Annotated in this window: 20 protein-coding genes; 9 read left to right on the forward strand and 11 right to left on the reverse strand. The window is 68.0% G+C overall.

The window, feature by feature from the left end:
- The first annotated feature begins 118 nt into the window (after positions 1 to 118).
- Complete coding sequence (locus ABKF58_RS01885) at positions 119 to 424, forward strand: chorismate mutase (RefSeq protein WP_482583207.1); 306 nt, start codon at positions 119 to 121, stop codon at positions 422 to 424.
- 58 nt (positions 425 to 482) lie between these two features.
- Here the strand turns inward: ABKF58_RS01885 and ABKF58_RS01890 are convergent, their stop codons facing one another.
- The 6 genes from ABKF58_RS01890 to mltG all read right to left on the reverse strand — a co-directional run bounded on the left by ABKF58_RS01890 (position 483) and on the right by mltG (position 5,403).
- Complete coding sequence (locus ABKF58_RS01890; protein ID WP_008953333.1) at positions 483 to 1,259, reverse strand: MBL fold metallo-hydrolase; 777 nt, start codon at positions 1,257 to 1,259, stop codon at positions 483 to 485.
- Positions 1,260 to 1,435: 176 nt separating this feature from the next.
- Positions 1,436 to 2,209: a TatD family hydrolase gene (locus ABKF58_RS01895; protein ID WP_482583208.1), complete on the reverse strand. Its 774-nt coding sequence runs from the start codon at positions 2,207 to 2,209 to the stop codon at positions 1,436 to 1,438.
- 159 nt (positions 2,210 to 2,368) lie between these two features.
- The gene (locus ABKF58_RS01900) at positions 2,369 to 2,749 is read right to left on the reverse strand and encodes a PilZ domain-containing protein (protein ID WP_008953335.1); all 381 of its coding nucleotides are present in this window, start codon (positions 2,747 to 2,749) and stop codon (positions 2,369 to 2,371) included.
- A 25-nt stretch (positions 2,750 to 2,774) separates the two neighbouring features.
- The gene (locus ABKF58_RS01905; RefSeq protein ID WP_482583209.1) at positions 2,775 to 3,782 is read right to left on the reverse strand and encodes a DNA polymerase III subunit delta'; all 1,008 of its coding nucleotides are present in this window, start codon (positions 3,780 to 3,782) and stop codon (positions 2,775 to 2,777) included.
- Positions 3,782 to 4,408, reverse strand: a complete 627-nt coding sequence (tmk, locus tag ABKF58_RS01910) for a dTMP kinase (RefSeq protein ID WP_482583210.1) — start codon at positions 4,406 to 4,408, stop codon at positions 3,782 to 3,784. The genes ABKF58_RS01905 and tmk overlap by 1 nt, the downstream gene beginning before the upstream one ends.
- Positions 4,408 to 5,403, reverse strand: coding sequence for an endolytic transglycosylase MltG (gene mltG, locus ABKF58_RS01915; RefSeq protein WP_482583211.1), 996 nt, complete (start codon positions 5,401 to 5,403; stop codon positions 4,408 to 4,410). The genes tmk and mltG overlap by 1 nt, the downstream gene beginning before the upstream one ends.
- 193 nt (positions 5,404 to 5,596) lie before the next feature.
- On the opposite strand from mltG, the gene ABKF58_RS01920 reads away from it, so the two are divergent.
- The 5 genes from ABKF58_RS01920 (at position 5,597) to ABKF58_RS01940 (ending at position 10,337) form a co-directional block, all read left to right on the forward strand.
- Complete coding sequence (locus ABKF58_RS01920) at positions 5,597 to 6,349, forward strand: 2-keto-4-pentenoate hydratase (protein WP_482583212.1); 753 nt, start codon at positions 5,597 to 5,599, stop codon at positions 6,347 to 6,349.
- 164 nt (positions 6,350 to 6,513) lie between these two features.
- Positions 6,514 to 7,011 (forward strand): hypothetical protein, encoded by a 498-nt coding sequence (locus ABKF58_RS01925; RefSeq protein ID WP_482583213.1) that lies wholly within the window; start codon positions 6,514 to 6,516, stop codon positions 7,009 to 7,011.
- Positions 7,012 to 7,172: 161 nt separating this feature from the next.
- Positions 7,173 to 9,803, forward strand: coding sequence for an intermembrane phospholipid transport YdbH family protein (locus tag ABKF58_RS01930; RefSeq protein WP_482583214.1), 2,631 nt, complete (start codon positions 7,173 to 7,175; stop codon positions 9,801 to 9,803).
- A gap of 21 nt (positions 9,804 to 9,824) precedes the next feature.
- A complete protein-coding gene (locus tag ABKF58_RS01935; RefSeq protein ID WP_008953342.1) occupies positions 9,825 to 10,004 on the forward strand; it encodes a YnbE family lipoprotein in 180 nt (59 codons plus the stop codon).
- A gap of 9 nt (positions 10,005 to 10,013) precedes the next feature.
- The gene (locus ABKF58_RS01940; RefSeq protein WP_008953343.1) at positions 10,014 to 10,337 is read left to right on the forward strand and encodes a YdbL family probable chaperone protein; all 324 of its coding nucleotides are present in this window, start codon (positions 10,014 to 10,016) and stop codon (positions 10,335 to 10,337) included.
- A gap of 153 nt (positions 10,338 to 10,490) precedes the next feature.
- On the opposite strand, the gene ABKF58_RS01945 is transcribed toward ABKF58_RS01940, so the two are convergent.
- The 4 genes from ABKF58_RS01945 to ABKF58_RS01960 all read right to left on the reverse strand — a co-directional run bounded on the left by ABKF58_RS01945 (position 10,491) and on the right by ABKF58_RS01960 (position 14,982).
- Positions 10,491 to 10,997, reverse strand: coding sequence for a DUF1993 domain-containing protein (locus ABKF58_RS01945; protein ID WP_482583215.1), 507 nt, complete (start codon positions 10,995 to 10,997; stop codon positions 10,491 to 10,493).
- A 190-nt stretch (positions 10,998 to 11,187) separates the two neighbouring features.
- Entirely contained in the window at positions 11,188 to 11,715 is a 528-nt protein-coding gene (locus tag ABKF58_RS01950; RefSeq protein WP_482583216.1) for a DUF2946 family protein, read from the reverse strand.
- An 88-nt stretch (positions 11,716 to 11,803) separates the two neighbouring features.
- Positions 11,804 to 14,290, reverse strand: a complete 2,487-nt coding sequence (locus ABKF58_RS01955; protein ID WP_482583217.1) for an ABC transporter permease — start codon at positions 14,288 to 14,290, stop codon at positions 11,804 to 11,806.
- Positions 14,287 to 14,982, reverse strand: a complete 696-nt coding sequence (locus ABKF58_RS01960; protein WP_014086047.1) for an ABC transporter ATP-binding protein — start codon at positions 14,980 to 14,982, stop codon at positions 14,287 to 14,289. The genes ABKF58_RS01955 and ABKF58_RS01960 overlap by 4 nt, the downstream gene beginning before the upstream one ends.
- Here ABKF58_RS01960 and ABKF58_RS01965 point away from each other — a divergent pair.
- The gene (locus ABKF58_RS01965; protein ID WP_482583218.1) at positions 14,981 to 15,568 is read left to right on the forward strand and encodes an arylesterase; all 588 of its coding nucleotides are present in this window, start codon (positions 14,981 to 14,983) and stop codon (positions 15,566 to 15,568) included. The two genes, ABKF58_RS01960 and ABKF58_RS01965, sit on opposite strands and share 2 nt — an antisense overlap.
- 197 nt (positions 15,569 to 15,765) lie before the next feature.
- Positions 15,766 to 16,425, forward strand: coding sequence for a DJ-1/PfpI family protein (locus ABKF58_RS01970; protein WP_482583219.1), 660 nt, complete (start codon positions 15,766 to 15,768; stop codon positions 16,423 to 16,425).
- 95 nt (positions 16,426 to 16,520) lie between these two features.
- Here ABKF58_RS01970 and ABKF58_RS01975 read toward each other — a convergent pair whose 3' ends face one another.
- The gene (locus ABKF58_RS01975; RefSeq protein WP_014086044.1) at positions 16,521 to 17,138 is read right to left on the reverse strand and encodes a peroxiredoxin; all 618 of its coding nucleotides are present in this window, start codon (positions 17,136 to 17,138) and stop codon (positions 16,521 to 16,523) included.
- Positions 17,139 to 17,735: 597 nt separating this feature from the next.
- Between ABKF58_RS01975 and ABKF58_RS01980 the strand changes: the two genes are divergently transcribed.
- On the forward strand, positions 17,736 to 18,950 hold the full coding sequence (locus ABKF58_RS01980) for a cytochrome P450 (protein WP_482583220.1): 1,215 nt from the start codon (positions 17,736 to 17,738) through the stop codon (positions 18,948 to 18,950).
- Positions 18,951 to 19,040: the final 90 nt, after the last annotated feature.

Consider the following 19,040-nt stretch of genomic DNA (forward strand, 5'->3'; position numbering starts at 1 on the left):
CCCGAGCGCCGCACGACTGGCGGCGGTCGCACCGGCAGCGATACCGGGCCGGGCCACAGCCCCTCTCAAGGAAGGTGTCGCGGCGGCGCCGAAACACTCACATCGAAGGAGAGTAGCCATGGATTTCATCTACCAATGCCAGAACCTGGACGAGGTGCGCGAGCAGATCGACCGCATCGACCAGGCGCTGGTGGCGTTGATCGCCGAGCGCGGACTGTACGTGCAGCAAGCGGCAGGCTTCAAGCACAGCACGGCCGAGGTCGAGGGCGGCAAGCGTGTCGATCAGGTGATACGCCGCGTGACGCGGCTGGCGGGCGAGTTGGGCTCCGACCCGGAGCTCACCGCGGCGGTGTACCGCACCCTGATCGGGCACTTCGTCACGAGCGAGATGAAGCTGTACCAGGCGCGACAGACGCCGCAGTGAGGCCCCCAAACGCTTCGGCCAAGCGGGAAGGTTGGCCGAAGCGTTTCAGGGCAGAGGATCAAGCCAGCGGCACGCTGACCTTCAGTCCGTCGTAGCCCACTTCCACCCCCGGCGGGCACTCCGCCGACAGCGCGTGGTATTCGAGGCCGTGCGTCATGTGGATCAGGATGGTGCGGCGGGCGCCGATGCGCTCGGCCCAGCGCAGCGAGTCGGCCACGCACAAGTGCGAGGGGTACGGCTCGCGTCGCAGGCAGTCGAGGAACAGCACCTCGAGCCCCTGCAGCTTCTCCAGGCTGTGCTCGGGGATGTCCGACAGGTCGGTGAGCCAGGCCACGTCGCCGATGCGCCAGCCCAGGCAGGGCCAGCTGCCATGCATCAGCGGGATCGGCGTCACCGTCACGCCGCCGAACCCGAACGGGCCGCCCACCTCCTCGGTCAGCAGCACCGGCTTGTCCCAGGCCTTGGATGGCGCGTGCAGCGCGTAGTCGAAGCGGGAACGAACGTTGGCCAGCGTGAAGCTGTTGCCGAACAGCGTGATTGCCCCTTTTTTCACGTAGCAGAAGGCGCGCAGGTCGTCGATGCCGTTCAGATGATCGGCATGCGGATGGGTGTACAGCACCGCGTCGACCCGGGTGATGCCCTCGCGCAGCGCCTGGTGACGCAAGTCCGGCCCGGTGTCGATCAGGAAAGCGGTGTCGCCGACACGCAGGTAGGCGCTGGCGCGGCTGCGCCGGTTCCTCGGGTCCGGCGAGGTGCAGGTGGGGCAATCACAGCCGATGGCCGGGGTTCCGGAGCTGGACCCGCAGCCGAGGACGGTCAGTTCGACACTCGACACGACTACTCGCTTTCATTCCAGTACCACCTAGAAACGACAACAGCGGCGGCGTTCTTTTGCCAGCGCCTCAGCTTTGTAGAACCCCGTCCTGCCGGGCGGCGTTGTCTCGTTTCGACGGTTTCCTGGAATCACTGGTCAAAGGGTTGGCCGAAGGCCGGGGCCGGTCAGGCACCGGGTCACGGCCGCGGAATCTTGGCGAACAGGCGGAAGAAATTGTCGGTGGTGGCTTGGGCCACCGCCTCGAAGCTCAGCCCGCGCAGTTCGGCGATATGTTCTGCGACATGCTTCACGTACGCCGGTTCATTGGTCTTGCCGCGAAACGGCACCGGCGCGAGGTAGGGCGAATCGGTTTCCACCAGCAAGCGGTCGAGCGGCACCTTCTGCGCCACCTCCTTCACCTGCAGCGCGTTCTTGAAGGTGACGATGCCGGACAGCGAGATGTAGAAGCCCAGGTCGAGCGCCTGCTGCGCCACCTCCCAGCTCTCGGTGAAGCAGTGCATCACCCCGCCCGCCTCGCCGGCGTTCTCCTCGCGCATCAGCTTCACGGTGTCGGCGGCCGATTCGCGGGTGTGGATCACCAGCGGCAGGCCGACGCGGCGCGCGGCGCGGATGTGGGTGCGGAAGCGCTCGTGCTGCCAGGTAAGGTCGCCCTGGCACCAGTGGTAATCGAGCCCGGTCTCGCCGATGCCGACCACCTTGGGGTGGGCGGCGTGCGCGACCAGTTCGTCCTCGCTGTACTCCTCGGCGTCCGGGTCGTCCGGGTGCACGCCGACGGTGGCGTACAGGTTGTCGTGCGCCTCGGCCAGCGCCAGCACCTCGGGGTACTTGGGACGACTGACGCCGATCACCAGGGCGTGGCTGACGCCGTTGTGGCGCATGTTGGCCAGCACCTCGGGCAGGCGCGCGGCGAGGTCGGGAAAATTGATGTGGCAGTGCGAATCGACAAGCATGGTTGCATCCTGCGCGCCCGCACGGCGGGCGCTTATGTTCTCTCGGCGGCATGGGCCGCTTCGAACCTGTTCACGATCTGTCGCGAGCGGCCTTCAGCGGGGTGAAGAGCAGCGCATGAGCCCCGATCAGGGACGCGCAGCAAGATCGGGAACAGGTTCTTACATGGTATGGGTGGGACGGGTGGAGTTGAGCACACCGCCCAGCAAGGCCTCGATCTTGCTACGCGCCTGGCGCCCCTCGTCGCTGCCGGCGAACTCGACGCCGACGCCCTGGGCCAGGCTGTTGTTGGCGCCGGCCGGGGTGATCCACACCACCTTGCCTTGCACCGCCACCTTCTGCGGGTCGTCCATCAGCGTCAGCAGCAGGAACACCTCCTCGCCCAACGCCAGCGCCTTGCCGGTGGGGATGAAGATGCCGCCGTTGCGCAGGAAGGGCATGTAGGCGGCGTAGAGCGCGCCGCGCTCCTTGATGTGCAGCGACATGACGCCGGGGCGGTTGCCGTCCGGGCGGGTAACGACGTTCTCTTTCTCCAGTTCCATGCGCCGGGCTTTCCTTGCAGTGGTTTCAGCGCGCGGCCGTGCGGGCCGCGAACACGTTCAGATAGTCCATCAACAGCGCTTCGAGCTGCAAGCGTACGTTCAGCGTGTGCTGACCGAACGGGGCCAGCTGAATCAGGCTCTGGTAGCAGCCCATCAGCAAGGCGAGATCGGCACGCTCGGCCAGGGCCTGCAGTGCCGCCTGATGATCGGGATAATAGCGGAGTTGGCCCGCCAGCCTCAAACCGGCCAGATCGTGCAGCCACTTCTGCAGCCACTCCAGCGGCAGCGCCAGCGGCAGCTTGTGGCGGTCGATCTGCTCGGCGAGCGAAATGGCGTCGGCCAGCGTCGGCCGCGCCAGGCCGTCGAGAAACTGCTGGCGCAGCTTGGCCAGCGCCGCGTCGTGCTCGAACAGCGGCGTGCCGCCGTGGTGCGCCAGCTCGGTGCGGGCGTTGTCCACCCCGGCGGCGTCCAGCCAGGCCAGTGCCTCCCCTTGCGTCGGCGCCGTCAGCGGAAAAGCGCGGCAGCGGCTCTTGATGGTCGGTAGCAGCCGCTGCGGGGCGTGCGCCACCAACAGGAACAGCACCTCGGCGGGCGGCTCCTCGAGGATCTTCAGGAGCGCGTTGGCCGCCGCCGGATTGAGCGCCTCGGCCGGCTCCACCAGCACGATGCGCCGTCCGGCACGGTGTGCCGTGAGGTGGGCGAAATCGATCACCTCGCGCACCGCCTCGATCTTGATCACCGGCAGCTTGCGTGTCGGCTTGCTGCCCTCCTTCGCCTCGTCCTCGTCGTCGCCCAGCGGGGTGAGACGACGGAAGTCCGGGTGGCTGCCGTGGGCGAACCAGCGGCAGGCCTCGCACTGGCCGCAGGCAGCGTGGTCGGGGCGCGGCGCCTCGCACAGCAACGAGGCCGCCAAATGTTCGGCGAAAGCCCGCTTGCCGATGCCGCTGGGGCCAGTGAACAGCCAGGCGTTGGGCAGGCGCTCGCGTTCGCGGTTGAGGCGCTGCCAGTCGGCGGCTTGCCAGGGATAGAGCATCAGCGGCGCTCCCGCACGGCGTCGAGGCGGCGCATGACCTCGGCGCGCACCTGTTCGGGGGAACGGTTGGCGTCGACCACCGCGATACGCGGGTTGGCCGAAGCACGCTGCAGGTAGGCCGCGCGCACGCGGGCGTGGAAATCGGCCGCCTCCTGCTCGAAACGGTCGAGCACGCGCTCGCCACCGGCCATGCGCCGGGCGGCGATGTCGAGCGGCACGTCGAACAGCAGCGTCAGGTCCGGCTGCAGCCCCTGCTGCACCCAGTCTTCCAGCGCCTCGATGCGTGCGAACGGCAGCCCGCGCCCGCCGCCCTGGTAGGCGAAGGTGGCGTCGGTGAAGCGGTCGGACACCACCCAGCGGCCGGCGGCCAGCGCCGGTTCGATCACGCGCGCGATGTGTTCCTGGCGCGCGGCGAACATCAGCAGCGTCTCGGTCTCCAGCGTCACCTCGGTGTCCACCGCCAGCAAGAGTTCGCGCAGCTTCTCGCCCAGCACCGTGCCGCCGGGCTCGCGCGTGAACACGGCGTCGATGCCCTGTTCGGCCAACCAGTCGCGCACCGCCGCGAGCTGGGTGCTCTTGCCGGCCCCGTCCACGCCTTCCAGCGTGATGAATGTTCCGCGCCGCATCAGGAGCCTTTCTTCAGGATGAATTGGCGCACCGCGCCGTTGTGTTCGTCCAGGGTTTCGGAGAAATGCGTGGTGCCGTCGCCGCGCGCGACGAAGTACAGCGCGCGCGTGTCCGCCGGATGCGCCGCGGCGTCGAGCGCGGCGCGCCCCGGCAGCGCGATCGGCGTCGGCGTCAGGCCGGAGCGGGTGTAAGTGTTGTACGGGGTGTCGCGGCGCAGACCGGCCTTGCCGATGTTGCCCTGGTAGCTGGCCCCCATGCCGTAGATCACCGCCGGGTCGGTCTGCAGGCGCATGCCGATCCTGAGGCGGTTGAGGAACACCGCCGCCACCTGCGCCCGGTCGCTCTCGCGCGAGGTTTCCTTCTCCACCAGGCTCGCCATGATCAGCAGCTCGTAGGGCGAGGCGTACGGCAGGTCGGGACGGCGCGCCAGCCAGATACTCTCCAGCTGCTGCTGCATGGTGCGGTAGGCGCGGCGGTAGACCTCGAGATCGCTCGAGCCCGGGACGTAGAAATAGGTGCTGGGGAAGAACAGGCCTTCCGGATGAGCCTCGCTGGCGCCGATTTCGCGCAGGATCTGCTCGTCGCTCCAGCTGGCGGTGACGTGCTGCAGGTCGGGCTCGCTGGCCAGGGCCAGGCGGAACTGGCGGAAGGTCCAGCCCTCGATCGCCGTCACGCTGGCCTGGTCCGGATTGCCCTGGGCGAAGCGGCGCAGCACTTCCCACATCGCCACCGGGCGGGAAAATTCGTACAGGCCGGCCTTCACCTTGCGATCGGTGCCGCTGATGCGCATCAGCGCCACCATCACCCAGCGGTTGCGGATCATGCCGTCCTGGTCCAGCGCGCGCGCCACCTGGCCCAGCGTGCGGTTGGCGCCGACGGCGATACTATAGGGCGCCTTGGGCAGCGGAACCGGCACGGCCACCACCCAGGCGAGCCACAGCGCGAGCAGTGCCGCCAGGGTGGCAGTCATGCGGAAGAAAAACTTGTGCATCATGTTCAGATCAAGTTGGATGGACTGGCCGGCGGCGGGTCCGGCAGGTTTGGCAAAGCATCAATCATACCATGCCGCCTCTTGCGCACGTTTCGCCGCGAACCCGAATGGGACCGGGCCGGGGGCGGCAAGTTCGTCCCCTCGGCAACGCCTCGCGGCGACCCGCGCCAGCCGCCGCCGCGCTATGATACCGGGCATGGATACCACGACATTCGCCGCTCCCCTGCTCCAGGCCTACCGCGAGCATCGCGCCGTGACGGTGGCCGCCGACGCCGGCCCCGCCAGCCGCGAACAGGCTTACGCCACGCAACGGGCGATCTGGCAGACCCTGGTCGGCCAAGCCCGCCCCACGGCATGGAAAGTAGGCGCCCCGACGCGCGAGGCCGAACCCACCGCCGCGCCGATCTTTCCGCACCGCATCGCCGCCTCTGGCACCCACTTGCCCGCCGCCTCGTTTCTTGGCCTGGGGATCGAGGCCGAAATCGCGGTGCGCTTCGGCCGCGACCTGCCGCCACGTGCCACGCGCTACACCCGCGACGAGATTCTCGACGCGATCGCCAGCGTCCACGTTGCCATCGAACTGATCGACACCCGGCTGGCCGCCCCCAAGGTGGCCGGTCCGCTGTGGAGCCTGGCCGACAACCTGGTGAATGGCGGCCTGATCGTCGGCGACGCCATACCGCAGTGGCGCGAACTGGATTTTGCCGCGCTCACCGTGCGTGTTTCGGCCAACGGCGGAGTGCGCGCCGAAACACAAGGCCGCCCGCCGCTCGACGACCTGTTCTTCTGCCTGCCGTGGTGGATCGACCACGTCGGCGGGGCGCAGGCGGGAGACATCGTGGCGACTGGCGCCTGGAACGGCATGCACCCGGTGGGGCTGCCGGTCACGGTCCGTGTCGACTTCGTCGACTTCGTCGGCGTCGGCAGCGCCGAGGCGCGCATCGGCTAAGCCCATCGTAGGCAAGGAAGGGGCTGGATACGGATTTCGGCCGACGGTCGACGCCCGTCCGACGTCGAAACCGTCTCCTCCCTCGCCTCCCGGGACGGAGCCGTCATCCCGGTTTGCCTCCTGCGACGGCCGCCAGGAACGACCAAGACGAGGAAAAGAGGGACATGCAGCACCACCATCCACCCCGTCGTCATCGGACGTGGCCCGCCACGGCGGTGCTCGCCGGCCTCGTGGCCGGCAGCGTCGCCACCGCGGCGCAGCTGGCACTGTGGTGGCTGACGTCGGTCCCCCTGCTGGCGACCTTGCTGCGCGACGCGCGCCTGACGGCTGCCATCGTCATGGGAGTGAGCGTGCTCACCCCGGTGCCTGCGTGGCACGGGGACGTGTGGCTGCTGGCGACGCTGATCCACTTCGCCCTGTCCATCGCCTACGCGGCACCGGTAAGCCTGCTGGCCGGACGCCGGCGGGCGGGTGTCGAGCTCCTTGCCGGCGCCGGCTACGGAGCGCTCATCTATGGCGTCAACCTGTACGGTTTCACCACGCTCTTTCCCTGGTTCTCGGCCTCGCGCGGCGGCGTGACGCTGCTCACCCACCTGGTCTTCGGCAGCGTGCTGGTGGGGGTTTGCCGTTGGCGCGCGCGGCATTCCGGCACCGCCGCCTGAGCCGGCCGCCGCCCGCTCCTGCCCCCCAACGGCGTGGCGGAGTCATGGGGCCTCAATCACGCAACAGACCGTCGCCACGCGTATATCATCAAAAGCAGGGTGAGCATCGGCTCGCCTCAAATTTCTTCACCCTCGCCAACCCCGCAACGGATGGGCGGTACATGGGCATTGGTTCTGGACTGACATCTTCTTTGCACCGCTATCGCTGGCTGATCGTGCTGGCGCTGCTCCCGCTCGGCCTCCTGCTGGCGGTGGCGGCGGCCGTCTATGCCCTCGGCGTGCGCGCCCAGCAAGTGGGCTGGCAGGACGGGCTGGAACTGACCGGCTGGCAGCGGCTGCAAAATGGCTGCGTCCAGGCCCAGGGCGAACGCCTGCGGGTCACGCGCTGGTATCCGCTCACGCTCCATGTCAGCCGTATGAGCCTGCCGCGCTGCGCCACCGGACCATTCCAGGAGCCGGCGCCGCCTCCCTGGACGCCGCCGCTCGACCTCGCCATCGACGCCCTCGTCCTGCCCGGCCTGCCGCCACTAGCGGTGAAGGTGAGCCAGCGCGCGCAACGCTGGCAGGCGCAGGTGCAGTTCCGTCACAGCCAGGCCCGTGCGCTCTACGAGCGCGGCTCCGGGCGCTGGACGCTGCAAGGACAGATACAGCCAGCCGACCTCTCCTCGCCGGTACTGGGCACGCTGGCCGTATCCGGCCAGGGCGTGTGGCAGGAACAGCGTCTGGAAGGATCATTGCAGGCTCAGGGTCGGCAGCTGGGTTATGCCGGTCAGGCCCGACGCGCCGACGCGGCGCTATCGGCCCGCCTCGCCGCCCGGCGCTGGCAACTCGACGCCGAACTGGGCGCACCGCTGGCACTCGGTGCGGACTGGAGCCTGCAAGCCCGGCAAGGACTGCACGCCAGTGGCGATCTGCAAGGGGTGCAGTCGCTGCATCTGGACCTGCTGGCGAGCGGTCCGCAAGGCAAGGTACGCCTCGAACTCGATACCGCCGGAGCCGGGGCGGCACACGGCCCGGGCCGACTGACGCTCACCGGCCCCGCCCTGGCCGGCGAGGTGCCCCTGCGCTGGAGCCGGCAACAGTTGGAGCTGCTGCCGGCAAGCTTGCGGCTGCCTGGGGCGCTGCGCCTGAGCTGGCCCCGCCCCCTCACCGTGCCGCTGGCCGCGCGCGGCGACAGCGCCATCACCGCCGAAGTGCAGTACCAGAATCTGCGCGTCAACACTGTCGACAGCCGCCTGTCCTGGCAGCAAGCCCAGTGGGACTGGCAAGGACGGCTCGACCTCATCGGCAACAGCGCCGGCGTCGACCTCGCGGGGACATGGCAGGGCCGTATCGATGCCGGCGGCTTGAGCGGCGCTCCCGCCCGCCTCACGCTGAGCCGGCCCGACCTCAAGCTGGCGCTGCGCGTGCCTGTGGCCAGCCTGCGCCCGCCGCGCTGGGCGGCGCCGGTCGAGTTCGATGGCCACTATGGCCAGTTCCCGCTCCAGGGCACTCTCCAGGTCGGCTACGAACGAGAGCGCTGGCAAGGTACGCTGGATGGCCTCTCGCGGCTGCCGTTCTACACCCAGGGCGGCGAGCTGAAGTTGGTCCTGCCCTGGCACGGCCAACAGGGCCAGTGGTTTCTGGATAGTGGCAGCCGCGTCACGCTTGCCAAGGGGCTGATCGGCAGCACCCTGGTCAAACCGATCGCCGTCAGCGCCAGCACGCCGCTGCGCTTATCCCCACAAGGCGTCTTCGGCGAGTTGCGGCTGCAGGCCGACGGCGTCGTGGCAACGCGCGGAACCCTGCCGCCGCTCGACGGGCAACTCAGCGCGGCCGGGCTGCAGGGCCGCGCCAGCCTGCGCATCCCGGCATGGCAATCCACCCTTACCGTGAGCGCTACGCGCCTTGCCCAAGGCAAGAAAACCGGCGTGCAAGGCACGCTGGAACTGAGCACGCCGTTGTCGCCCGCCATGAGTCGCGGCCTTGGGGTCACCCTGCAACAAGGTCGTGTCACCGGCCAGGGACGCTGGCAGTGGCTGGGGAGCGGACAGCTGCAAGGCACGCTCGCGGCCTCCGGGGTCGCGCTCGACTGGGGCGGCATCCAGGCGACGGGGGGCAGCGGCAGCGCGCATGTCGCATTCGGTCAGGCGGGCCTGAAGCTGGCCAGCGCCGGCCCGATCACGCTGGCCGAACTCGACCTCGGCACGCGCGTGCGCAACGTCCGCCTCACGGCGCAATCCGACCTCAACACCTGGCAGCTCGCCGATGTCCACGCCGAGGTACTGGGCGGGCAGATGAACGCCGCCAGCCTGCAATGGCCCTCGCCGCAGTATCAGCCGGTGACGGTGAGCCACATCGACCTGGCCGAGGTGGCCGCCCTGCAAAACGATCCGGAGCCGACCGTGCAACTCGCCGGCCGCGTGGGCGGGGTGCTGCCGCTGCAGCTGATGAAAGATTCCCTGGCGCTGCAGGGGGGCCTGATCCGCAATGAAGGCCCACTGGAGCTCAAGGTCCAGCCCTCCGCCGGCGTCGGCGCCATGGGCCAGTCCAACCGCGCGGTGCAACTGGCGCTGGACACGCTGGGCCATCTGGCGATCAACGATTTCCAGGCCTGCCTGGACATGCCGCCGGACGGCTGGCTCGACGCGGCGGTGACCATCAAGGGACAGAACCCGCAACAAAATGGCCAACCAGTCGTACTAAACTATACGCATCGGGAAAATCTGTTCGAGCTGTTACGCAGCCTGCGTATCGGCGATGAACTCTCCCGCCGGGTATTGAACCGAAAGCCGGCGGAGAGTTCTCACTGACATGACGTTGGAGGACTCATCATGAACCCCGTTTGGCTGCTGGCCCTGCTGCCCCTGGCCGCGTGTACCCCCCGGGTCGCACTGGAGGCCCCCAAGGAACCGATCACGATCAATCTGAACGTGAAGATTGATCACGAAATTCGCCTCAAGGTGGAAAAGGATGTCGATAAACTCATCAGCGAAGACAGCGCATTGTTCTAGGAGCACGCCATGAAGACGACGATACGAGGGATGGCGCTGCTGCTGCTCGTCTGCAGCACACTGGCCATGGCACTGGATCTGGATGGCGCCAAGTCGCAGGGGCTGGTCGGGGAGCAGCCCAACGGCTACCTGGGCGTGGTCAAGGCCACGCCGCAGGCGGTGGAACTGGCCGCGGACATCAACGCCAAGCGGCGCGCCGCCTACGACGCCATCGCCAAGAAGAACGGCGCCACCCTGGACCAGGTGGCGGCCCTGGCCGGCCAGAAAGCCATCGAGAAGGCCGCGCCGGGGGCCTACGTCCGCTCCGCGGACGGCCAGTGGGTCAAGAAGTAGCGGTAACCGCGATCAAGCACACGGCCCGCCGGACGGATGACGCCCGGCGGGCCGTACCAATGCCCCTCGATGCTTCAGGGCAGAGAGCCGCGCGGCTGCAGGCTGCTCACTGGCACGCCTCCGGCAGCGCCCGTACTCTGCCTTAAAACAGCCTCAGACGCTGCCCAGATAATCCGCCTTGCCGATGTCGACACCGTTGTGCCGCAAAATGCCGTAAGCGATGGTGAAGTGAAAATAGAAGTTGGGCAGGGCGAACCCCAGCAGATAGTTCTGGCCCGTGAAATGGATTTCCTGGCTGCGCACCTTGAGGGTGATCGGCCGTTCCTCGCTGCCGTCGACCTGTTCCGGCTTCAGGGTTTGCAAGAACGCCACCGTCTTGGCGAGGCGCTCTCCCAGTTCGGCGAAGCTGGTTTCGGTGTCGGCGAAACTCGGCACCTCGACCCCGGCGAGGCGCGCACCGCACCCCTTGGCGGTGTCGGACACACTTTGCACCTGGCGCACCAGCGGGAACATATCGGGGGCGAGCCCGGCGTTGAGCAAGACCTCCGGCGCGATGTTCTTCGCCGCTGCGTGCGCGGCGGCCTTGTCGAGGATGGCGGCGAGGTTGGTGATGCCACGGATGAGGACCGGGATCGAGGCTTGATACATGGAAAGCGACATGGACAGGCTCCTGATGATGAGGGGACCGAGGGAGAAGTCGGCGCGGGCAAGCGCCGGGGTGACCGTCAGGGACAGACCGCGGCGGCAGTCACTTCACGATAGCCGATAACCCGCTCCGGGCAACGTTCGCCTACCGCAACGCACCCCGGCTCGCCGGGGTCCGGGAACAGGAGACGAGGAAACCCCGTCGCTAGCGCGCGGCGGGGTGGCAGTCGACACCATAGCGCGCCAGCAGCGCGGCGGGCTCGATCACCACCAGCGGCAGCACCTGCCCCGCCACCTTGAGTGAGGCGGGCAGGCGCGTGGTGGAGCCATCCCAATCCGCCGGAAAGGCGCTGCAGATGGCCGGCAGGTCGCGGTCGTCCACCAGCGCCAGCTCGCCGCCGATTTCCAGGTAGAGTTCGCCGCCCGGGGTCAGGTAGACGGTGCGCGAGCGGTCGTCTTCGGTATAAGGCACGGTGCGCCAGCCTTCGCCCTCGAGCCGCGCCACGAACGGGGCCTTGTCGAGCGCGACGTACACCTTCTGCGGACCGTTCTGCACGTAATAGCGGCCGTGCGCGTCCCGGCTGTAGTTACGGTTGAAGAATTCGGCCATCACGGCGTGCTCGAGCCTTTCCTCGCGCAGCCACCACTGGCCGCGCGCATCGAGCCTGAGCCAGCCATAGACGGCCGGGACGTTGGGCCACTTGGCCATTCCCGCCACTACCGCAGCATCCATTCCTGCTCCTCCTCGCCCTGCCCCCTTTGCGGAAAACGGGCCTCTTCTGATTTATGGCTTGCGAACCGGCTTCGGCCAACCTTCTTGCTCACAGCGCACGCAACACCGCCGCCGGCGCGCTGCGCGTCACCCGCCGCACCAGCGGCCAGCCGGCCAGGCCGACCACCAGCATGCCGCTGATCACCCCGAGCGGCAACAGCCAGGGGTTGACGAACAGCGGCAGGTTGAACAGCTTCACCGCGGCGATGGCGCCGATCGCCGTCGCGCCCAGCGCCGCCATCAGCCCGGTCAGGGCCCCCAGCCACATCAGCTCGGCCAGCACCACGCTGCGGACCTGGCGCCGCGAGGCCCCCAGCGCCCGCATCAGGCCGACGTCGAACAGCCGCTCGTCGCGGGTCGAGGCCAGCGCCGCCCACAGCACCAGCACGCCGGCGGCCAGCGCCAGCACGAACAGGGCCTCGATCGCGCGCGACAGCTGGTCGACCATGGCGCGCACCTCGGCGAGGATGGCACTGACGTCGATCACGGTGACGTTGGGAAACTGCGCCACCAGCTGGTTGACGAAGTCCTCGTCGGCGGGGGCCAGGCGGAAGCTGGTGATGTAGCTGGCCGGCTGGTCGGCAAACCAGGCGGGCGGCGCCACCACGAAGAAATTTACGCGGAAGCTGTCCCACGACACCTTGCGCAGGCTGGTGACGCGGGCCGAGTACGGGCTGCCGCCCAGGGTGAAGGTGAGCGTGTCGCCCAGGCGGATGCCCAGGGTCTCGGCCAGACCCTGCTCGACCGAAAACTGCGGTGCCGCACGCGCGCCCCACCATTCCCCGGCACTGACACGGTTGCCGCTGGGCAAGGTGGCGCGCCAGGACAGGTTGAACTCGCGCTCGGCCAGGCGCTGTGCCCGCTCCGAGGCGTAGGACGACGGCCGTACCGGCCGGTCGTTGATGGCGCTGAGCCGTGCCCGCACCATCGGCGCTAGTTCCGGCGCCGGCAAGGCGTGGCCGACGAAGGCGCTCCTGAACGGTTCGATCTGCGCCGGCTGGACGTTGATGGCGAACTTGTTGGGGGCATCCGCCGGCACGCTCCGTTGCCAGGCGGCGATCAGGTCGCCACGCACCACCGTCAGCGTCAGCAGCGCCATCAACCCGACCGACAACGCCACGATCTGGATCACCGCCAGCCACGGCCGGCGCGCCATGTTGGCGATGCCGAAACGCCAGCCGACGCCCACGCCGGTGGGCAGGCGGCGCATCAGCCATACCGCGACGAACGCCACCAGCGCCACCGCGGCGAGAAAGCCGGCGAGGCCGCCGAACAACCAGCCGGCCAGCGTCAGATCCCCCACCTGCCACGCCGTCAGGGCCAGCAGCGCCGCCACCGCCGCCAGCGGCGCGAGCCGTCCCGACGGCGAGGGACGCAGCTCGTCGCGCAGCACCGCCAGCGGCGGCACCCGGCGCAAGCTCAAGAGCGGCGGCAAGGCGAGCCCGAGCAGCAACACCAGCGCCGACAGCGGCCCGCTCAGCCACGGCAGCCGTCCGGGGGCCGGCAGCAAGCCGCCGACCCACTGCTGGGCCAACTGCATCAGCCCGCTTTGCAAGGCGTAGCCGGCCAGCGTGCCGAGCCCACCGGCCAGCAGCCCCAGCAACAGGAACAGCCCGGCAAACAAGCCCCATACTTCGTTGGCGCTGAGCCCCAGGCAGCGCAGTACCGCCACCGGCTGCCAGTGCCGCGCCAGGTAACGGCGCACCGCCATGCCCACCGCGGCGGCGGCCAGGGCCACCGTCAGCATGGCAGTCAGGCCGAGGAAGCGGCGCGCTCGCTCCAGGGCGGTGCGAATCTCGGGGCGTGCCTCCTCGACGCTCTCCAGGCGCATGCCGCTTTTCAGCTGTGGTTCGAGCCAGACCCGGAAGCCGGCCACGGCCGCGCTGTCGCCGGCCAGCATCAGCCGCCAGCGCAGGCGGCTGCCCGGCTGTACCAGCCCGGTGGCGGCGAGATCGGCGCGGTTGAACATCAGCCGCGGCACGAAGTTGTAGAGGTCGAGCGTGCCGTCCGGCTCGCGCAGGATCTCGCCCGCCAGCGTCAGCCGCGTGTTGCCCACCTCGAGCGCATCGCCCAGCTTGAGCTTGAGCCGGCTGATCAGGCGCGCATCGGCCCAGGCGGTACCCGGCAGCGGGTGCAATGCCCCGCTTCTCACCCCGCCTTCGGCCAACCTGACGCTGACCTCGCCGCGCAGCGGGTAGCGATCGGTGACCGCCTTGTAGGTGGCGAGCGCCGCCCGGCCGTTGGCGAACACCATCGAGGGGAAGCTGATGTTTTCGGCCTGCGTCAGCCCGCGCCGCTGTGCCTCGGCACGGATCGCCGCCGGCGCCGGCTCCGGGCTGTTGAGCACCAGATCCGCCGCCAGCAACTGGCTGGCGTGGTCGGTGAGCGCGCGCTCGACGCGGTCAGAGAAGAAGGCCACGCTGCTCATCGCCGCCACCGCCACCAGTAGCGCCAGACCGAGGACGGTCAGCTCGCCCGCCACCAGTTCGCGACGGGTGAAGCGCCAGGCCAGCAGGCAGCGCCCCCAGAACGTCATCGCCCGGCTCCGTTGAGTTTGCCGTCCACCAGCCGGTAGATGGCGTCGCAGCGCCCGGCCAGTTCGCTGTCGTGCGTCACCAGCACCAGCGCCGTGCCCTGCTCGGCGTTGAGCTGGAACAACAGGTCGATGATCTGGCGCCCGGTGGCCGGGTCGAGGTTGCCGGTCGGCTCGTCGGCGAACAGCAGCAGGGGCTCGATGACGAAGGCGCGTGCCAGCGCCACGCGTTGCTGCTCGCCGCCGGAAAGATGGCGCGGATAATGCTGCAGGCGCTGCCCCAGGCCGACCCGCTCCAGCATGGCGCGGGCCGCCTCGCGCGCATCGCGCCGGCCGGCCAGTTCGAGCGGCAGCATGACGTTTTCCAGCGCGGTGAGTTGTGGCATAAGCTGGAAGTTCTGGAACACGAAGCCGACCTTGTCGCGGCGCAGACGCGCGCGATCGTCCTCGGACAACTGGGTCAGCGATTGCCCGAACAGCGCCACCTCGCCAGCCGACGGGTGATCGAGCCCGGCCAGGAGCGACAGCAGGGTCGACTTGCCGGAGCCGGACGCCCCGACGATGGCGACACTTTCGCCCTCGTACAGGGTCAGACTGGCAGAGCGCAGGATGGACAGCGATTCGCCGTGAAACTCCACCTGCTTGGCGATCCCCACGGCGGACAAAACCGCCTTGTCATCGATGGATGTGAGCATGTTCAGTTATCTGCGTCTGATCGCATTGTTGTTGATGGCCCTGCCGGTGCAGGCGGCGACGGTACTGGTATTCGGCGACAGCCTGTCGGCCGGCTACGGCCTCTCCCCCGGTCAGGGCTGGGTGACACTGCTGGAACACAGTCTGGCACCGCGCCATCGCGTGATCAATGCCAGTATGTCGGGCGAAACCACCGCCGGCGGCCTGTCGCGTCTGCCCGCCGCGCTCAAGCGCCACCGCCCCGACGTGGTGGTGCTGGAACTGGGCGGCAACGATGGCCTCAGGGGCCTGCCGCTGGACGCGATGCAGCACAACCTGGAACAGATGATCCGTCTCGCCGGGCAGGGCAAGGCGCAGGTGCTGCTGGTCGGCCTGACCCTGCCCCCCAACTATGGCCCGAAATACGGAGCCGAGTTCCACGCCGTCTACGAGACGCTCGCCAGGAAATACCGGCTGCACTACGTCCCGCGCCTGATGACCGACTTCGAGGCCGATCCCAGCAAGTTCCAGCCCGACGGCATCCACCCGCGTGCCGAGGTGCAGCCGCGCATGATGGAAACGGTGCGAGCCAAGCTGCCGCTGTCCTGAGAACCTGTTCACGATCTGTCGCGAGCAGCCCTCAGTGGGGTGAAGAGCAGCGCAGGAACCAGAATGTACTGGAGTACATGAGGATTCCCGATCGCTGAGCCAATCGAAGATTGGCACGCAGTGCACATGAGCCCCGATCAGGGATGCGCAGCAAGATCGTGAACAGGTTCTGAGCCTGTCTTCGGCCAACCTGTCCCGTGAAGACGCCCCGCCACGCCGACTATCCGGCGCAGCACTTTACCTTCTACAGTGAAGAAGCCCGAGCGGCACTCACCAAGGAGAACTACATGGCACAGCGCATCCTGATCATCTGCGGCGACTACGTCGAAGACTACGAACTGATGGTCCCGTTCCAGGCCCTGCAGGCGATGGGCTACACCGTCGATGCGGTCTGCCCCGGCAAACAGGCCGGCGAGCAGGTCAAGACCGCGATCCACGACTTCGAAGGCGCGCAGACCTACTCGGAGAAACCGGGGCACAACTTCACCCTCAACGCCAGCTTCGAGCAGATCGACGCCACAAACTACCAGGCCCTGCTGGTGCCCGGCGGCCGCGCCCCGGAATACCTGCGCCTGGACGCCCAGGTGCTGCGCCTGGTACGCCACTTCGCCGACACCGGCAAACCGATCGCCGCCATCTGCCACGGCGCGCAGCTGCTCGCCGCCGCCGACGTCATCCGCGGCCGCAAGGTGTCGGCCTACCCGGCCTGCGCCCCGGAAGTGCGGCTGGCTGGGGCGGAGTACATGGAGATCGCCATGACCGCCGCCGTCACCGACGGCCGCCTGGTCACCGCGCCGGCCTGGCCGGCCCATCCCGCCTGGCTGGCGCAATTCGCCGCCGTGCTGGGCGCGCCCTGAGGCGGGGCGTCCACGCGCACGGCACCGCACCCGGACGTAAAAAAACCCCGCAGCACGCTGCGGGGTTTTTCGTGGTCCGTGTTCCGCGTCGCGGATTACAGGTCCTTGGCGTTTTCCGCCAGGTAAGCGGCCACGCCTTCCGGGCTCGCCTGCATGCCCTTCTTGCCCTTGCTCCAGCCGGCCGGGCACACTTCGCCGTTCTCTTCGAAGAACTGCAGCGCGTCGACCATGCGCAGCATTTCGTCGATGTTGCGGCCCAGCGGCAGGTTGTTCACCACCTGGTGCTGCACCACGCCCGACTTGTCGATCAGGAAGGAACCGCGGAACGCCACGCCACCGTCGGCTTCCACGTCGAAGGCCTTGCACAGTTCGTGCTGGATGTCGGCCACCAGGGTGTAGCCAACGGCGCCGATGCCGCCCTTGTCCACCGGGGTGTTGCGCCAGGCGGCGTGGGTGAAGTGGCTGTCGATCGACACGCCGATCACTTCCACGTTGCGCTTCTTGAACTCTTCCAGGCGGTGATCGAAGGCGATCAGCTCGGACGGGCAGACGAAGGTGAAGTCCAGCGGGTAGAAGAACACCACAGCGTATTTGCCGGCGGTAGCGTTCTTGAAGTTGAAGTTTTCAACGATCTGGCCATCGCCTTGAACCGCGGCGAAGGTCTTCTCGGCACAATCGAAGAACGGGGCTTGTTTGCCTACCAGTACAGCCATGGAATTGCTCCTTTCAGGTCATCACAGGATGGACCGTCCACCAGCGGCGGGCGGCCATCGTCAATGCGGGGTTTTATAAATCAGGGTGAACGGTCGCCGCCAATTGGAATTCCATATCATACCGATAGCGAATGCCAATCATAATGGTCACCGTAGTGGTGTCTTATCGTTGTGGTACCCGCTCGGCGGTTTTTCAAGTGGCGCCAAGGCGGGTCCTCCGCTCATGAGCAACAGGCCACCGCGACGTCCACACCTGAAGACAGGAAAGGACGCCGGGCACGGGTAGCAAGGACGGCTTGCCCGGAGGCACTGATCATGGCGGAGTGACGGCAAGCGCTGGTCACACTGGTAACACCGCCGGTCAATTCGTGAGTGATCCGGACAGCGTTGACCGGCGTCAATGCTGCGGCCGAATATCCGAGTAAATTACTCAACATTACGCAGCGTCGACGGGCACGTTTCGGGAAGCCAACCAGGCCCCGACCGGCGCCTTACCCAGCCCTTTGCCACGGCAGCCCCAGTCTTCCACGATGGACGATGCCGCTCCCTCATCGGGGCGGGCGGGCACCACTCAGCGCAGCAATGAAAGGTGAACACATGAACACAAAGCAGACACCGCCTCGGGACGCCGGGGCGCAACGGCCAAGCCCCGACTGGGATGCCCGCGCCCCTGCCGTCCTCCAGGACCAAATCCGGGCTTACGACGATATGCGACATCGTTGCCCGGTAGCCTACAGCGAGTACCTGAACTGGTCGCTGTTCCGCCACGACGATGTGATGCAGGCCCTGACCGACCCCAAGACCTTCAGCAACGCGGTTTCCAGCTATCCCTCAATCCCCAATGGCATGGACCCACCCGAGCACTCGGCCTACCGCATGCTGATCGAACCTTATTTTGCCCCCGAGGCCATGGCCCGATTCGAGCCGGTGTGCCGGCGTATCGCCGCCGATCTGGTGCGCGAGCTGCCGCCGGCGGGTGAAGTGGAACTGATGGGCCAATTCGCCGAGGATTTCGCCCTGCAAATCCAGTGCGCCTTCATGGGGTGGCCGGTGGCACTGCACGACCCCCTGCGCCGCTGGACCCACCGCAATCGCGCAGCCACCCTGGCGGCCGATCGCGCGGCCATGGCGGCCGTCGCGCTCGAATTCGACGGCTACATCCGGGCGCAACTCGACGCCCGCCGGGCTGCGGGTGACCGGGCTCCCGATGACGTGACCCGCCGCCTCCTCGGGGAAACGCTGCAGGGCCGGACACTGAGCGACGCCGAGATCGTCAGCATCGTGCGCAACTGGACGGTCGGCGAGCTGTCCACCATTTCCTCCTGCGTCGGGATTCTCACCCAGTACCTGGCCGAACGGGCCGAGTTGCAGCAGCGGCTACGACGGCAGCCGGAGCTGTTGCCGGCCGCCATCGACGAGATCCTGCGCATCCATGCGCCCCTGATCGCCAACCGCAGGATCGCCACCCGGGATGTGGAAATCGGCGGCTGCCAGTTGAAAGCCGGCGACCGCGTCACTCTGATATGGGCGTCGGCCAATCGCGACGAAACCGTCTTCGGCGACGCCGACGAATTCCGACTTGACCGCGATCCGGCCGACAACCTCCTCTACGGCGCCGGAATTCATGTCTGCCCCGGCGCTCCGCTGGCCCGGCTAGAATTGAGGATCGTGATGGAAGCCCTGCTCAGTCAAACGGAGCGAATCGGAACAGTGGCAGGCAAGACTCCGGTGCGGGCGAGCTATCCGGCCAGCGGCTACGCCTCGCTGCCGTTGTGGATCGAGCGAGCCGCCCGCCCTGCCCACCAGGCCTGAGACGACCACGGCACGCCGGCACGACGTCCAGGCACAAGCTGCAAGCACCAAAAAAAACGGGAGCCAAGGCTCCCGTTTGTCATGGTGAGA

It is taken from the genome of Pseudogulbenkiania sp. AW2-16 (genome assembly GCF_056824575.1).

Excerpts from the sequence above, each read along its gene's own strand:
- ABKF58_RS01885 (WP_482583207.1), top strand. The coding sequence starts at position 119 with ATGGATTTCATCTACCAATGCCAGAACCTGGACGAGGTGCGCGAGCAG.
- ABKF58_RS01895 (WP_482583208.1), bottom strand. The coding sequence starts at position 2,209 with ATGCTTGTCGATTCGCACTGCCACATCAATTTTCCCGACCTCGCCGCG.
- ABKF58_RS01900 (WP_008953335.1), bottom strand. The coding sequence starts at position 2,749 with ATGGAACTGGAGAAAGAGAACGTCGTTACCCGCCCGGACGGCAACCGC.
- ABKF58_RS01905 (WP_482583209.1), bottom strand. The coding sequence starts at position 3,782 with ATGCTCTATCCCTGGCAAGCCGCCGACTGGCAGCGCCTCAACCGCGAA.
- tmk (WP_482583210.1), bottom strand. The coding sequence starts at position 4,408 with ATGCGGCGCGGAACATTCATCACGCTGGAAGGCGTGGACGGGGCCGGC.
- mltG (WP_482583211.1), bottom strand. The coding sequence starts at position 5,403 with ATGATGCACAAGTTTTTCTTCCGCATGACTGCCACCCTGGCGGCACTG.
- ABKF58_RS01920 (WP_482583212.1), top strand. The coding sequence starts at position 5,597 with ATGGATACCACGACATTCGCCGCTCCCCTGCTCCAGGCCTACCGCGAG.
- ABKF58_RS01925 (WP_482583213.1), top strand. The coding sequence starts at position 6,514 with ATGCAGCACCACCATCCACCCCGTCGTCATCGGACGTGGCCCGCCACG.
- ABKF58_RS01930 (WP_482583214.1), top strand. The coding sequence starts at position 7,173 with ATGGGCATTGGTTCTGGACTGACATCTTCTTTGCACCGCTATCGCTGG.
- ABKF58_RS01935 (WP_008953342.1), top strand. The coding sequence starts at position 9,825 with ATGAACCCCGTTTGGCTGCTGGCCCTGCTGCCCCTGGCCGCGTGTACC.
- ABKF58_RS01940 (WP_008953343.1), top strand. The coding sequence starts at position 10,014 with ATGAAGACGACGATACGAGGGATGGCGCTGCTGCTGCTCGTCTGCAGC.
- ABKF58_RS01945 (WP_482583215.1), bottom strand. The coding sequence starts at position 10,997 with ATGTCGCTTTCCATGTATCAAGCCTCGATCCCGGTCCTCATCCGTGGC.
- ABKF58_RS01950 (WP_482583216.1), bottom strand. The coding sequence starts at position 11,715 with ATGGATGCTGCGGTAGTGGCGGGAATGGCCAAGTGGCCCAACGTCCCG.
- ABKF58_RS01955 (WP_482583217.1), bottom strand. The coding sequence starts at position 14,290 with ATGACGTTCTGGGGGCGCTGCCTGCTGGCCTGGCGCTTCACCCGTCGC.
- ABKF58_RS01965 (WP_482583218.1), top strand. The coding sequence starts at position 14,981 with ATGTTCAGTTATCTGCGTCTGATCGCATTGTTGTTGATGGCCCTGCCG.
- ABKF58_RS01960 (WP_014086047.1), bottom strand. The coding sequence starts at position 14,982 with ATGCTCACATCCATCGATGACAAGGCGGTTTTGTCCGCCGTGGGGATC.
- ABKF58_RS01975 (WP_014086044.1), bottom strand. The coding sequence starts at position 17,138 with ATGGCTGTACTGGTAGGCAAACAAGCCCCGTTCTTCGATTGTGCCGAG.
- ABKF58_RS01980 (WP_482583220.1), top strand. The coding sequence starts at position 17,736 with ATGAACACAAAGCAGACACCGCCTCGGGACGCCGGGGCGCAACGGCCA.